This is a genomic window from Streptomyces sp. 4F14 (assembly GCF_048159485.1).
In the GTDB taxonomy this organism is placed as follows: Bacteria; Actinomycetota; Actinomycetes; order Streptomycetales; family Streptomycetaceae; genus Streptomyces.
Map to the genome: position 1 here is coordinate 21867 of NZ_JBLRVY010000039.1, position 13359 is coordinate 35225.

The window sequence follows — 13359 nt, forward strand, 5'->3', positions numbered from 1 at the left end:
TCGGGGCGGGCACGACTTGTTGCCCACTTCGTCCACGTACACCACGTGGGCGGTGGGCGCGACCCGAGTTCTTGACGTGGGGGAAGAGGTCCGTGACTTTCCTGGCCGCGGCTATGCCGGGCGCGTAGTGGTCCTTCCCGTTGAGGAGCCAGTCGTACATGCGGGCCGACGGCGCGCGTCACCCGGACGATCCCCACGACGTTGACCTCGAAGACCGTGCTCGCGTCGATCTGCGCGAGACGGGCCCCGGGCCGTTGGCGGTCGCCTCGGCGCGCTCCCGGTCACGCGGGCCGAGGAGGACGGTGTGACCGGCGTCGATCAAGCGGCGGGCGGGCGATCAGTACCAGGCGGAACGCCTGTCCCGCGGACACACATGGCCGAGTGGACGAAACCCTGGATACGGCACTCCACCGCCTGCCCGCTTCACACGTGCGAAAGTGCGAGGCTAGATCATTCCGTTGCCATCGGCCGAGGTCTCCGGAACGGACTGAGTGATGTCCCAGTGCTCCAGGATCTTGCCGTGGCGAACTCGGAACAGGTCCAGGATCACTGTGCCCCTGTCCCCGGGGTAGTTCACGTAGAGGCTGTGGACGGCCACCAGGTCCCCCTCGGCGATGACCCGCTTCGGGGTGACCGTCAACTGAGGAGCCGTCGCGAAGCAACCGCCCAGGCCGACCTTGCCCGCGGCCACGCCGTTCTGCATCTGGGGATTGTGCTGGAGGTAGCCGGCGTCCCAGTACCGGTCGAGGGCAGTCAGGTCCTTGTGGACCATGAGCTCGTCGAATGCCTTGGTGAGCCGGTGGTCCAGAGGCTGGGTGACCTGCGGCGAACTCAGCGCCAGGAACATGTCGTTGCCGCTGGCCGTGGTGTCCGGCACGCTCTGGATCACGTCCAGGTGCTCGGCTGTCTTCGCGCCCCGGAAGCGGAAGATGTCGATGACGGACGAGCCCTTGGTGCCTGGGACCAGTACGACGTCGGAGTGGAGCATCACAAGGTCACCCTCCGAGATCACGCGCTTGACGTCGTACTTCGCCTCGGGGAACTGCTTGCGGATCGAAGTGGCCAGGCCCTTCAGCGCCGCCGCCCCGTCCTTCACCGTCGGATCGTGCTGGATGTAGTCCGCGGAGCGGTCCGCCTGTTGGAATCGCCCGCCGTGAAGGACGCCCTGCAGGCCGATCTCTCCTACGCGGTGTCGGCCTGGGTGAAGCTCCTAGGTAAGGACTGGCGCGACGCGACCGCGCTGAGCGGCGTCATGCGTGCTCACGCACTCGGTGCTCGCCCTCGACGAGTCGCTGTGGCACATGGCGCACATCTGGCACCAAGCCGACGGCACCACCCGCGTCGGCACCGAGATGGCCCCCTCACCATCTGCGCGTACTTGAAACCTCAGACAAAACCGTGACCCGACAGAAGGGGCATGTTTACCTGAACCGGTCCTTCTCGATCGGTCTCGCCCGGCGTGTAATCGATTCCATGCTGGGTGAGAAGCCTGATCACGGCTGGCCCCGACCCGCCGGTTCCCGCACCTCAGGAGAGACATGCCGGCTCCGCGCCCCCACGACCCCCCTGCCGCCTCCCGGTCCTCCAAGCTCGTCCGCGGCCTGAGCCTGCTGACCTGCTTCCGGCCCGCCGAGCGGACCCTGCGGTTGTCACAACTGGCCCGGCGCACGGACCTGTCCCTGGCCACCGCCCACCGCCTGGTCCAGGAACTCGAACAGTGCCGGATGCTGGAGCGCTCCCCGGGCGGCGACCTGAGCCTCGGCAAGGACCTCCTCCTGCTGGCCCGCAACGCGCGCGGCCTGTGCCCGAGACTCCAGACGGCGTCCGGTCCCCTCGTACTCGACCTGCACCACAGCACCGGCCTCGACGTCGTGCACTCCGGCTACGTGAACGGCCGGCTCACCCCCATCGGCAGACTGACCCGGGTCGGCGAGGTCACCGTCATCACCTATGACGCGCACCGGGGCGGCGCCCGGCCCGCCCTGGTGACCGGGGCCATGCACCGCCCCGACGAACAGCCCGCCAAGATCCCCCGGGTGAGCACGTGCGGTGACGCCACCGCGGTGACCGCCGCACTGAACCCGCCGGGGACCTCCCTGCGCGGAGCCCTCACGCTCGTCGGCCGGGACCACGAGACGGTGCTCGCGGCCCTCCCGGCGCTGGACGACGCCGCCGTACGCCTGGACAGCCAGACGGCCGCGCTGGTCCTCTCCGCACAGGTTCCCGAGCCGCCTCCCTGCCCGTCCATGCTGCTGCGCGGTCTGGCCCTGCTGCTCGTGCTGCGCACCGGCGAATCGGCGGTGCCCGTCTCCGAACTGGCCCGGCGGGCCGGACTGCCCCGCTCCACCACGCACCGGCTGATCTCGGTCCTCGCCGACCACGGCTTCCTCGCCGAGGAGGACGGCGGATATCTGCTCGGCCCCGGCTGTACGACCTCGGCGTCGAGCCGCTCGACGGCCCTCGGCTGCGCGGTGCCGCTCTGCCCCGGCAACGGGAACTGTGCCGGGAGACCGGCGGAGTCTCCGTCCTGTACGTGGGCCCGCCGACCGAGATGGACGGGCTGACGTGCGTGTACGCCCACGACGGAGCGGCGTCCTGGCTCACCACGCAGGCCGGGGGGAACGCCGGCCTCCTGTCGCGGACCGCCGCCGTCGCCGTACTCGACCCCGGCCTCGCGGCCACCGGGCCGGGCCCCGCACCGGCCGTCGTGAGCCCCCGAGGCGTCACCACCCTCACCACCGGCGAGGGACTGACCGCCTTCGCCGCCCCGGTGGGCGGCGGCGATCCACCGGCATCGGGCGTGCTGACCCTGGTGACCCGCAACGCCCTCGGGACGGGCCTCGGTATGCATGCCGTCCTGACGGCCGCGGAGCGGATCTCGGCGGCACTGGATGGCCCGGCGGACTGCTCGGCTCCGTTGGACACGCGAGGAGCACTCGACGAACTGCTGCGCCAGGGGGCGCCCGGCAGCCGAGGCGGGGCCCACGCCTAGGAGGGCACCGTCCCGATCCTGACGGTGCCCCTGCCGACGGCGATGACCAGGCGGACTTCGCCGAAGACGGAACGCCCTTGCGCCGACGGCACGGTGACGGTGACGTGCGCGGGCACCATCGTCGACGCGCCCGTGCCGAGCCGCACCGGACCTGATGCGTCGGGGGTGAGCGAGCCGAGCGCGGGGGAGAGGTACGGGGCCAACGCCGTGTCGACCGGTGCCTTCACGGTGTACTCGTGGGCGCTCACCCCCGCCCGGATCTGCTTCCACGCGGCCGGGACGTCGATGAGGCCGGTGCCCTCCTCGTACGCCTGGTCGCCGGGCATCCGGGACGGGATCGTGGAGACCGCCGAGCCGGGCGCGACGGCGTTCGGGGTGAAGCGTCCGTCCTCGGCCGGACCGTGCGAGGAGAACAGGAACAGGCCGTACGGCTTCGTCACCCGGGAGCCGTGGTCGGCGGCCCAGGTCTTCCGGGAGATGCCGGCGCCGACCGAGAGCACCTTGTCGGCCAGGGCCGGATCGGAGATCGTGTTGGCGCCGTCGTCGAGCGCGGGCAGAACGCCCAGCGGCATGCTGACGATGTCGTCGTCCCGGTTCACGACGAGGTCGATCATGTCCTCGGGTAGGGCGTTCAGGCGGGAGACCGCGGCGGGTGGCGGCACCCGTCGGCGGACCCTGGAGCGCGCCGCGACCTGGCTCACCGCGAACGGCGGCCGCCCCGTGCCGTACGGCCAGAACGCGTGCTGGAGCGACGGCGACTCCTCCGTGACGGTGACTCACACCGGTGAGGCGTTGCCCGGAAGGGTGTCCAGGACGGTGGAGGCCAGCTCGCGGGCGGGCCCCTCCGTGCCGGAGGCGACGTGGTGGAAGATCTCCTCCGCGCGGCGGGCGGGCCATTCGGCGGGCAGGCAGGGGCCGGGGAGCCGGGGGTCGGAGCGGATGATGCCCAGCCATTCGCTGACCAGGCACAGGCGGACGGCGATGGCGTCGGACGCGGACCACTCGACGGTGGACCAGTGCTGTGCGAAGGAGGTGTAGCGGGCCGCGAGGGAGTCCAGGTCCCATGTGTCACTGACCATCAGGCGGATGTCGGTCGCGTCGTCGGCCCGGGCGTGGAAGATCTTGACGTGCGCGGAGAGGTTCAACTCGTCGATGACGGCCGTGAGTTCCACGTGGCCGGGCGCGATCCACAGGCCGTTGTAGAGGGGGCCGAAGCCCAGCCAGCTCAGGCGTGAGCGCAGGTCGTGCCGCCGGCTGTGCCAGGAGTCGGGAAGGGAGAAGCCCAGCAGCGTCCAGGTGCCGTCCCAGTCCTCGTTCACCGCGCTGGTCTCCCAGATGCGGCGCCGGCCGTCACAGAGGATCTCGGTGGCGAGCGGGGTGAGCCCGAAGTACATGCGGCGCCCGTTCTTGCGCCGGGTCAGCAGGACGCGGTTGACCATGCGGCTGAGCGTGGAGCGCACCGCCTGTTCTCCCACTCCGGTCCTGGCGAGGATGTCGATGATGCTGCCGGAGTAGACGTAGAGGGGTCCCTCGTCGAGGACGTGGTTGCCGAAGAAGGCGAGCAGGAGCGACTGCGGGCGGATCGAGGGCCCTCCGGGGCGGTTCGGAGAGTTCGCCGGGTCGTACGGCCTCCGTTCGGGCGCGGCGTTCACGTTCATCCGCGGGAGGCCGGGGTCGGCCGGTCCGGACGGACGCCGGGTGGCCACGGTCGTACGGATCGTGCGGTGTGCGGCATGGGCCGGGGCTCCTCGTCGTCGTGGGGCGGCGCGTGGAGGGGAGTGGTGAGTTCCTTTGTCGCGGGGACTGACACGGCGAACCTAGGTGTGTAGATTGCGGTCGTCAAGATAGTGCACAACGTTGGTCCGGCCGTTCCGGCTCCGACGCCCGAGCGGTTCCGCCGGATCCCGAGGCCGTCGCCGATCGACCCGCACGGATGCGGTCGGCTCGTCTGTTCTCCTCAACTCCCCGTGCGGCAGACCGTCTTGTTCCGCTCTTGCTCAAGGAGGAACCCATGCACAGGCGTTTGCTGGGCCTTGCCCTGGTCGTGTCGTCCGTCACCGGCCTCGCCGGATGCGGCTCATCGGACTCCGGCAGCGCCGGGGCACCGTCGGCCGACGGCAAGACCACGCGGGTGACGGTCGGCATCATCCCCATCGTCGACGTGGCACCCCTGTATCTGGGCCAGAAGCAGGGTTTCTTCGCGGACCGCGGCATCGACCTCAAGATGGTCAGCGCGCAGGGCGGCGCCGCGATCATCCCCGGTGTGGTGAGCGGCCAGTTCCAGTTCGGCTTCAGCAACACCACGTCCCTGATGCTCGCCCAGACCAAGGGCGTACCCGTCAAGGCGGTCGCCAACGGCGCGGCCTCCAACGGCAAGGTCGGCGCCGACGTCACCGGGGTGCTGGTGAAGAAGGACAGCCCGCTCAAGTCGGCCAAGGACCTCGCCGGACGGACCGTGGCCGTCAACACCCTCCAGAACATCGGCGACACGACGGTCCGCGAGACGGTCCGCAAGGCCGGGGGAGACCCCTCGAAGGTCAAGTTCGTCGAGATCCCCTTCGACCAGATGCCCGCCGCCCTCAACGACGGCCGGGTCGACGCCGCCTGGATGGGCGAACCCGCCCGCACCATCGCCCAGGCCCAGGGCGCCCGCGTCATCGCCTCCCCCTTCGCGGAGACCGACCCCGCGCTCACCGTCGCCGCGTACTTCACCTCGACGAAGATCGCCCAGCAGAACCCCGACCTCGTACGGAAGTTCACCGAGGCGATGAACGCCTCGCTGGAGTACGCGACCGCCCACCCGGACGAGGCACGCCGCATCCTCACCACCTACACCAAGATCGGCGGCGACGTCCTGGACAAGCTGATCCTGCCGAGCTGGCCGACCGCCGTGAACCGCCCCTCCCTGGAGAAGCTGGCCGAACTCGGCGAGCAGGACGGCGTCTTCGGCGACAAGAAGCCGGACATCGGAGCGCTGTTCTCATGACCCTCGCGGACATCGACAGCCCCGCGCCGGCGGCCGCCCGGCGCGGGCCGCTCCTCAGCGCCTCCGCCCTGCGCGGACTGGCCGGTCTGGCCGCACTGGTGCTCGTACTGGAGACGCTGCCCCGCACCTCGCTCGTCTCCCCCGACTACCTCCCACCGGCCTCCACGACCGCCCGGGCCTTCTGGGACATGCTGGGGGAGGGCGCGTTCTGGACCGCGCTCGGCGACACCCTGACCGGCTGGGGGATCGGCCTCGCCATCGCCTTCGTGGGCGGAGCGGTGGCCGGTGTGGCCATCGGCTCGGTCCCCCTGCTGCGCGCGGCCACCGCCTCCACCATCGAGTTCCTGCGGCCCATCCCCTCCGTCGCGCTCATCCCCGTGGCCGTCCTGCTGTACGGCACCGACCTGCGGTCGAAACTGCTCCTGGTCGTGTACGCCTCCTTCTGGCAGGTGCTCGTCCAGGTCCTCGCCGGCCTGCACGACGTGGACCCGGTCGCCCAGGACACCGCCCGCAGCTACCGGCTCGGCGCCTGGGGACGGATCAGACACGTCCTGTGGCCCACCGCGCTGCCCTACGTCATGACCGGCGTACGGCTCGCCGCGACCGTCGCGCTCGTCCTCACCATCACCGCCGAACTCGTCATCGGCTCACCCGGCCTCGGCCAGCAGCTCGCCGTCGCCCAGTCCTCCGGCGCGGTGCCCCGGGTGTACGCCCTGGTCCTGACGACCGGCTTCGTCGGCGTCGCGGTCAACCTGGCCGCGCGCGCGGTCGAGCGCCGCGTCCTGCACTGGCACCAGTCCCAGCGGACCGAGAGGTAGACACCATGTCAGCCCGCAGCGCCGTACGCCGCGTCCTGCTCGCCGTCACCCTGCCCGCCGTGCTGCTGGCGGTGTGGTGGTTCGCCAGCGCCGGCAGCACCGACTTCTACCTGCCCCCGCTCGCCACGATCCTGGAGAAGTTCACCGAGGTCTGGACCCCCGACCGGCTCAGGTCGGACGTACTGCCCAGCCTGCTGCGGCTCACCGCCGGATACCTGCTCGCCGCGGTCGCCGGCGTCGCGCTGGGCCTCGCGGTCGGCTCCAGCCGGATCCTGCGCGACGTACTGGAACCGGTCCTGGAACTCTTCCGCGCCGTTCCCCCGCCCGTGCTCGTCCCCGTGATCATGCTGTTCGCGGGCATCGGCGACACCATGAAGATCATCGTGGTGGCGAGCGGCTGCCTCTGGCCGATCCTGCTCAACACGGCCGAAGGCGTCCGCGCCGTCGACCAGGTCCTCGACGACACCTGCCGCTCCTACGCGATCTCCGGGTGGTCCCGGCTGTGGCACCTCGTGCTGCGCTCGGCGAGCCCGCAGATCCTGACCGGGATGCGGCAGGCCCTCTCCATCGGGATCATCCTCATGGTCATCAGCGAGATGTTCGCCGCCAGCAACGGCCTGGGCTTCACGATCGTCCAGTTCCAGCGCTCGTTCGCCATCCCCGAGATGTGGAGCGGCGTCCTGCTGCTCGGACTCCTCGGCTTCCTGCTGTCCCAGCTCTTCCAGTTCGCGGAGAACCGGGCCCTGGCCTGGTACCACGGCTCGCGCCGCGCCCAGCGAGACTCTTGACCCGGAGGTGTCCATGTCCTTGCTCGACATACGGAATCTGCAGAAGACCTACACCGGGCACGGCCGCACGGTCGAAGCGCTGCGCGACGTCACCTTCTCCCTCGACGCGGGCGAACTGGTCTGCCTCGTGGGGCCGTCCGGCTGCGGCAAGACCACCCTGCTCAAGTGCATGTCCGGCCTGCTCGACCCCACCGGCGGTGAGGTACGCCTCCAGGGCCGGCCGATCACCGGCCCACCACCCGGAATGGCCGTCGTCTTCCAGGAGTACGGCCGCTCCCTGTTCGCCTGGATGACCGTCCACCAGAACGTCGCGCTGCCCCTGCGCCGCAAGAAACTCGGCAAAGCACGCCAGGCCCAGCTGGTCGAGCACGCGCTGGACGTCGTCGGACTCGCGGACGCCCACACCGCCTACCCCTGGCAGCTCTCCGGCGGCATGCAGCAACGCGTCGCCATCGCCCGCGCGGTCGCGTACGAACCCGAAGTCCTCCTGATGGACGAGCCGTTCGCCGCCGTCGACGCCCAGACCCGCGCCGACCTGGAGGACCTCGTCCGGCGCCTGTGGCGCGACCTCGGCGTCACCGTCCTGTTCGTGACCCACGACATCGACGAGGCCGTCTACCTCGGCCAGCGCACGATCGTCCTGTCGAAATCACCGACCGTCGTCAAGGAGGACCTCCGCATCGACCTCCCCGACGAACGCGACCAGCTCCACACCCGCTCCACCCCACGCTTCGCCGAACTCCGCGCACAGGTCTACGAACAGATCCAGCGAGCCAAACTCGAACCCCAGGACCGGCCTCCGACCCCGGCCGTCCGCACCGGACACTGACGAGGTGACCCGGCCGACCACCCACGATGCCCGGCAGCACTCCGAAGCCGCCGACGCATGGTGGTGCATTCCGGCACGCCTGGACACGGCGCCACCTCCTGCCTCGTACGCCGTCCCGGCGGCACCGCGACGTTCAGGATCCGGTGGCCGTCCGGGCGCGCGCCTCACCGTTCGACGAAGAACGCGGCCTGCTCCGGACCCGGCCGCAGCAGGCCGTCGCGGACGGCGAGTGCGGTGGCCTCGGCGCGGGAGGCGGCGCCGGTCTTGCGCAGCAGGTGTTCGATGTGGCTGTGCACGGTGCGGGGTGAGAGGAAGAGAGCCTGCGCGATGGCCTGGTTGGTCTGTCCGGTCGCCGCGCGGGTGAGGACTTCCAGCTCCCGGGCGCTGAGCCCGTACGGCATGGCGGTCGGGGCCTCGTGGACCAGCACCGTGCCGGCGACGAGGCCCGTGTCCGGCCGGTGCCGGTGGAGGGTCACGCGGCACCAGGTGCCGTCGGCCGGCCACAGCAGCCGCAGCCGGCGCCCGCCCGAACCGGCGAAGACGCGGAGCAGATCGTGGAACCGGGGGTCCTCCAGCGCCCGGACGCGGTCGCGCCCCGGCAGGTCGATGACCCCGTCGGGGGTCACGAGATTCGCGGAGTCCGATTCCGGCAGGTGGTGCGCCTCACCGGCACGCGCCACCGGGTCGGCGAGTGCCGCGAGCGCGGGCAGGACGGAGGCGAGCAGCCGGCGTGCCTCCAGGCCGTAGGCGCCGGCGTTCTCCGTGCTGAGATGGACCAGGCCGACGAGGCGGTCGCGGTGGCGCAGCGCCCCGGTGATCCCGTCGCGGAAACCGGCCGGGCGGACCCGCTCGGCGTAGAACCAGCCCTGGCGGAAGCGGGGGCCGAGTTCCACCGGGTCCTCGGTGTCCTCGGAGATGGACGGCGGCAACTCCCGTACGACGACGTTGCGGTACCACGGCGTCGTGACGAACTCGGCGGCGAGCCGACGGGAGTTCTCGGCGGTATAGCCGATACCGGCGACCTGGACATGGGTCCTGGCCAGCGGGTCGATCGTGAGCAGCGTCGCGGCGTCGAGCGGCAGCGCGTGGGCCAGTTCGCGCAGCGCCTGCTCGCAGGCGGCCCCGGAGTCGGACTCGCGGGTGAGCATGCCGATGCGCGTGGCCGCGGCGATCTGGCGGTGGCTGAGCATTCGAGCCTCCGGAGCGGCTCGGGACCACGAAGGTCGTTCGGGGTCTAACGATGTGTGGGGTCAAAGGTAGGGACACAGGCCGTGCGGGGCAATACGTCTGCCGGTCCGCGGCGCCGCCCGGACTCGGTATTTGTACGGATGGCGGGCCGGGACGCCGGGGGCTTTCCTGTTCGGCACTGCCGGACGCCCGTGGTGAACGGGCCCGCCCCTCGGAGAACCCGCCATGACATCCATCGCCCGCGCCGCCTCGCGCAGACAGTTCCTCGCCTACTCCGTCGCGGCCGCCGCCCTCGCCGGCTGCTCGGCACCGCCGAGTACGTCCACCTCCGCCAAGTCCGGTTCGGCAGCGGCGGGAACCCCCCTGACGAAGATCGGCCTGGACTACCCGTTCACCCAACTCCCGCTCTACACCACCCTGGTCAAGCTCTCCACCGCCGCCGCGAAGAAACACGGCATCTCCCTGCTGACGACCAGCGACGCGGCCAGCGCCGACACCCAGGCCACCAACCTGACCACCTGGGTCGCGCGCAAGGTACCCGCGATCGTGTCGTTCCCGATGGTCTTCGAGGCCGCCGAACCGATCGCCAGGTCGGCACTGGACGCCGGGCTGATCTGGGTGACGTACGGCGGAACCCTGGAACACCAGAGCGCCGACATCAAGTTCAGCTTCCGCGAGGGCGGCACCCTGCTGGGCGAGGCGGCGGCCACATGGGCCGGGGAAACGCTCGGCGGGAAGGGCAAGATCGCCTTCCTCACCGACAACACCATCGAACTGGGCCGTGAACGCACCGAGGGAATGATCGACGCGTTCACCAAGGCCGCGCCCGGAGTGGACGTGGTCGCCCAGGAACAGGCCATCGACCCCGACACCGGACTCGCCAAGACACGCGCGATCCTCGCCAAGCACCCCGACCTCGCCCTCCTCCTGGGGGTGACCGACGCCGCCGCGTACGGCGGCTTCAAGGCACTCCAGCAGGCGGGCCGCAAGAACGACGACGCCCGGACCTTCGTCGGCGGACAGGACGGCGCCGTACCCTCCCTGCTCGCCATCAGACAGGGCACCTTCTACCGGGCCTCGGCCGCCCTGGCGCCCGACGACATCGCGAACGCCGTCGTCGACGTGCCCCGCGCGGTCGCCGCAGGCAAGGCGAACCCCGGCGTCCAGGTGCCGATCGCCCTGGTCGGGCACGGCGACACCGCGACGATCGACGACCTGCTCGCCCAGAACGGCTAGGGGTCCGCCATGACACCGGTGAACCTGCGCATCCGGGGGCTGAGCAAGTCCTTCGGCGGAGTACGCGCCCTGGACGGCGTGGACCTGACCGTGCCGATGGGACAGGTCCACGCCCTGCTCGGCCACAACGGCGCCGGCAAGTCCACCCTCATCAAATGCCTCGGCGGGGCCCTGACGCCGGACGCGGGCACGATCGAGATCGGCGGGACGCCGCACACCCGGCTCACTCCACGCGCCTCGATCGACGCGGGTGTGGCGATCATCTTCCAGTCGCTGAGCGTGGTCGACACGCTCACGGTGACGGAGAACATCTTCCTCGGCCAGGAGTGGACCCGGTACGGCCGTATCGACCGGCGCGCTCAGGAGGAGGTCGCCGCCGGGCTGCTGGAACGGGTCGCGGCCACCTGCTCCCCGCGCCAACGGGTGGGAGAACTCCCCATGGGGCAGCGGCAGTTGGTGGAGATCGCCAAGGCCCTCAGCCGCAGCGCCTCCGTCCTCGTCCTCGACGAGCCGACCGCCGCTCTGTCCACCGCCGAGAGCGACGCCCTGGCCGAGCGCGTCGAGGACCTGCGCACGCAAGGACTGGCCATCGTGTACGTCACGCATCTCCTGGCGGAGGTCGAGCGGCTCGCGGACGAGGTGACCGTCCTGCGGGACGGACGGGTCACCCACCATTCGGCGGTCGCGGGAAAGACCCGGCGCGAACTGGTCGAAGCGATAGCCGGCCGCCCCACCGAGGAGCCGTCCGCGTCCACCCGTGTCCCCGGTCCACCCCGCCTCACCGTCGACGCACTGCGCGGACCCGGGTTCGGTCCGGTGAGCCTCACCGTCGGCGAAGGCGAACGGGTCGCCCTGTTCGGACTGACCGGCTCCGGCCGTACGCGGATCCTGGAGACGCTGTACGGCAGACGCCGGGCCGCCGACGGAACGGTCCGGGTCGGCGGCAGGCCCGTCGCGCCGGTCCGGCCCGCCGACGCGCTCGGTGCGGGGATCGCCCTGGTTCCGGCCGACCGCCGACGCCAGGCGCTGTTCCCGGTGCTCGGGGCCCAGGACAACGTGCTGCTGCCCTCCGTCCGGAACTTCGCCCGCCTCGGGGCGCGCTCCCTGGCCGCGGAGCGCCGGGTGTTCACCGCGCTGGCCGAGGCGGTGGCCCTGCGCCCGGCCCGGCCGCGGCTGCCCGCCGCCGCGTTCTCCGGCGGCAACCAGCAGAAACTCGTCCTCGGCCGGTGGATCAACGACGCCCGCCACCCGGACGTCCTCCTGCTGGACGAACCGACCCAGGGCGTCGACGTCGGAGCCCGCCAGGAGATCTACCACGTCGTGTCGTCCCTCGCGGCCGAGCGCGGCACCGCCGTGCTGTTCGCCTCCAGCGACCCCGAGGAGGTCGTCGCGCTCGCCGACCGCTGCCTGATCGTCGCCGCCGGCCGCGTCGTGAACGAACTCTCCGGCACCGGCCTCACCGAACAGGCCCTGCTGTCGGCCGTCCACCACGCCGGACCACGTGCCGCCACCGCTGTCACCGAACCCGCCGAAGGAACGCCATGACCACCGCCGACTCCCTTCTCGGCCGCCCCCGCCTGCTCACCTCGGGCGGACTCACCGCCCTGCGGCGCCAGCCCCTGCTCGCCGTACTCGCCGTGCTGGTGCCGGCCTTCGAACTGTCCACGGGCAGCTTCCTCGACCCGGCGAACCTGCGCGGCATCGCCACCGACGCCGCGACGCTGGCCATCGTCGCGGTGCCGACGGCGCTCCTGGTCATCAGCGGCTACCTCGACCTGTCGGTCGGCTCCACCCTCGCCCTCGGCGGACTCGTCGCGGGGTGGCTCGCCGGACAGGCACAGTCGCCCGGCGTCGCCGTCCTGGGCGCGCTGGCCGCCGGCGCCGCCGTGGGGGTGGTGAACGGCGTCCTGTGCTGCTACTTCGGGCTGTCCGCCTTCATCGTCACGCTCGGCATGCTCACCGCCGTACGCGGGCTCGACCAGCAGCTCTTCCCGCTGCCGCTGAGCGGTTTCGGCACCGGCTTCGCCTGGCTGGGCGGGGCCCGGATCGCGGGCGTGGCCGCGCCGGTCGTCATCGCCTCACTCGTGCTGGTGGCGGGCGCGCTGTTCCTGGCGTTCACTCCGGCGGGCAGGCACGTCTTCGCCATCGGGGTCAACCGGGAGGCCGCGCACCTCTCGGGCATCGACGTCCGCCGTACGCCCTTCGCGCTCTTCGTGGTCACCGGCGCCGCCGCGGCCCTGGCCGGGGCGATCAAGGCGTCGGTGCTGGACAGCGTGGTCGCCGGGACCTCCGGCGTCGGCTTCGAACTGGCCGTGCTCACCGCCGTCCTGGTCGGCGGGGTCGCCCTGACCGGCGGCTCCGGCTCGATCCTCGGCGTCCTGCTCGGCGTGCTGTTCCTGGGCTGCCTGCAGAACGGCCTGACCCTGCTGGACGTCCCCACGTTCTGGCAGCAGATGGCCCAGGGCAGCGCCCTGATCGCGGGCGCGGCCCTGGCGTACGTGGCGCCACGCGCGGCCCGCTGA

14 protein-coding genes are annotated in these 13359 nt (G+C 71.5%); 10 read left to right on the forward strand and 4 right to left on the reverse strand.

Annotated features, from left to right (window positions below):
* Positions 1 to 445 precede the first annotated feature (445 nt).
* Positions 446 to 1177, reverse strand: coding sequence for a nuclear transport factor 2 family protein (locus ACLZOT_RS43775; RefSeq protein WP_416974891.1), 732 nt, complete (start codon positions 1175 to 1177; stop codon positions 446 to 448).
* Positions 1178 to 1256: 79 nt separating this feature from the next.
* Here ACLZOT_RS43775 and ACLZOT_RS43780 point away from each other — a divergent pair, with 79 nt between their 5' ends.
* The 3 genes from ACLZOT_RS43780 (at position 1257) to ACLZOT_RS43790 (ending at position 2992) form a co-directional block, all read left to right on the forward strand.
* A complete protein-coding gene (locus tag ACLZOT_RS43780) occupies positions 1257 to 1382 on the forward strand; it encodes a hypothetical protein (protein ID WP_416974827.1) in 126 nt (41 codons plus the stop codon).
* Between the two features lie 156 nt (positions 1383 to 1538).
* Positions 1539 to 2564: a helix-turn-helix domain-containing protein gene (locus ACLZOT_RS43785; RefSeq protein WP_416974828.1), complete on the forward strand. Its 1026-nt coding sequence runs from the start codon at positions 1539 to 1541 to the stop codon at positions 2562 to 2564.
* Positions 2534 to 2992 carry a hypothetical protein gene (locus ACLZOT_RS43790; RefSeq protein WP_416974829.1) on the forward strand — a complete coding sequence of 153 codons (459 nt, stop codon included), beginning with the start codon at positions 2534 to 2536 and terminating at the stop codon, positions 2990 to 2992. The genes ACLZOT_RS43785 and ACLZOT_RS43790 overlap by 31 nt, the downstream gene beginning before the upstream one ends.
* Here ACLZOT_RS43790 and ACLZOT_RS43795 read toward each other — a convergent pair.
* Together ACLZOT_RS43795 and ACLZOT_RS43800 are read right to left on the reverse strand one after the other, a co-directional pair.
* Positions 2989 to 3654, reverse strand: a complete 666-nt coding sequence (locus ACLZOT_RS43795) for a hypothetical protein (protein ID WP_416974830.1) — start codon at positions 3652 to 3654, stop codon at positions 2989 to 2991. The genes ACLZOT_RS43790 and ACLZOT_RS43795 overlap by 4 nt on opposite strands.
* 114 nt (positions 3655 to 3768) lie before the next feature.
* The gene (locus tag ACLZOT_RS43800) at positions 3769 to 4698 is read right to left on the reverse strand and encodes a PaaX family transcriptional regulator C-terminal domain-containing protein (RefSeq protein ID WP_416974831.1); all 930 of its coding nucleotides are present in this window, start codon (positions 4696 to 4698) and stop codon (positions 3769 to 3771) included.
* 305 nt (positions 4699 to 5003) lie between these two features.
* Here ACLZOT_RS43800 and ACLZOT_RS43805 point away from each other — a divergent pair, with 305 nt between their 5' ends.
* The 4 genes from ACLZOT_RS43805 to ACLZOT_RS43820 are packed head-to-tail and all read left to right on the forward strand — an operon-like array spanning position 5004 to position 8413.
* Entirely contained in the window at positions 5004 to 5978 is a 975-nt protein-coding gene (locus ACLZOT_RS43805) for an ABC transporter substrate-binding protein (protein WP_416974832.1), read from the forward strand.
* A complete protein-coding gene (locus ACLZOT_RS43810) occupies positions 5975 to 6796 on the forward strand; it encodes an ABC transporter permease (protein ID WP_416974833.1) in 822 nt (273 codons plus the stop codon). The genes ACLZOT_RS43805 and ACLZOT_RS43810 overlap by 4 nt, the downstream gene beginning before the upstream one ends.
* Positions 6797 to 6801: 5 nt before the next feature.
* Positions 6802 to 7584, forward strand: a complete 783-nt coding sequence (locus tag ACLZOT_RS43815) for an ABC transporter permease (RefSeq protein ID WP_416974834.1) — start codon at positions 6802 to 6804, stop codon at positions 7582 to 7584.
* Between the two features lie 13 nt (positions 7585 to 7597).
* Positions 7598 to 8413: an ABC transporter ATP-binding protein gene (locus ACLZOT_RS43820; protein WP_416974835.1), complete on the forward strand. Its 816-nt coding sequence runs from the start codon at positions 7598 to 7600 to the stop codon at positions 8411 to 8413.
* Between the two features lie 164 nt (positions 8414 to 8577).
* Here ACLZOT_RS43820 and ACLZOT_RS43825 read toward each other — a convergent pair whose 3' ends face one another.
* The gene (locus ACLZOT_RS43825; RefSeq protein ID WP_416974836.1) at positions 8578 to 9603 is read right to left on the reverse strand and encodes a response regulator transcription factor; all 1026 of its coding nucleotides are present in this window, start codon (positions 9601 to 9603) and stop codon (positions 8578 to 8580) included.
* A 223-nt stretch (positions 9604 to 9826) separates the two neighbouring features.
* Here ACLZOT_RS43825 and ACLZOT_RS43830 point away from each other — a divergent pair, with 223 nt between their 5' ends.
* The 3 genes from ACLZOT_RS43830 to ACLZOT_RS43840 are packed head-to-tail and all read left to right on the forward strand — an operon-like array spanning position 9827 to position 13359.
* Entirely contained in the window at positions 9827 to 10837 is a 1011-nt protein-coding gene (locus ACLZOT_RS43830; RefSeq protein WP_416974837.1) for a sugar ABC transporter substrate-binding protein, read from the forward strand.
* 9 nt (positions 10838 to 10846) lie between these two features.
* Positions 10847 to 12382: a sugar ABC transporter ATP-binding protein gene (locus ACLZOT_RS43835; RefSeq protein ID WP_416974838.1), complete on the forward strand. Its 1536-nt coding sequence runs from the start codon at positions 10847 to 10849 to the stop codon at positions 12380 to 12382.
* Positions 12379 to 13359 (forward strand): ABC transporter permease, encoded by a 981-nt coding sequence (locus tag ACLZOT_RS43840; RefSeq protein ID WP_416974839.1) that lies wholly within the window; start codon positions 12379 to 12381, stop codon positions 13357 to 13359. Before ACLZOT_RS43835 ends, ACLZOT_RS43840 begins: the two co-directional genes overlap by 4 nt.

Coding starts and splice junctions, on each gene's coding strand:
- ACLZOT_RS43815 (WP_416974834.1), top strand. CDS start 6,802: ATGTCAGCCCGCAGCGCCGTACGCCGCGTCCTGCTCGCCGTCACCCTG.
- ACLZOT_RS43785 (WP_416974828.1), top strand. CDS start 1,539: ATGCCGGCTCCGCGCCCCCACGACCCCCCTGCCGCCTCCCGGTCCTCC.
- ACLZOT_RS43840 (WP_416974839.1), top strand. CDS start 12,379: ATGACCACCGCCGACTCCCTTCTCGGCCGCCCCCGCCTGCTCACCTCG.
- ACLZOT_RS43830 (WP_416974837.1), top strand. CDS start 9,827: ATGACATCCATCGCCCGCGCCGCCTCGCGCAGACAGTTCCTCGCCTAC.
- ACLZOT_RS43825 (WP_416974836.1), bottom strand. CDS start 9,603: ATGCTCAGCCACCGCCAGATCGCCGCGGCCACGCGCATCGGCATGCTC.
- ACLZOT_RS43810 (WP_416974833.1), top strand. CDS start 5,975: ATGACCCTCGCGGACATCGACAGCCCCGCGCCGGCGGCCGCCCGGCGC.
- ACLZOT_RS43820 (WP_416974835.1), top strand. CDS start 7,598: ATGTCCTTGCTCGACATACGGAATCTGCAGAAGACCTACACCGGGCAC.
- ACLZOT_RS43805 (WP_416974832.1), top strand. CDS start 5,004: ATGCACAGGCGTTTGCTGGGCCTTGCCCTGGTCGTGTCGTCCGTCACC.
- ACLZOT_RS43835 (WP_416974838.1), top strand. CDS start 10,847: ATGACACCGGTGAACCTGCGCATCCGGGGGCTGAGCAAGTCCTTCGGC.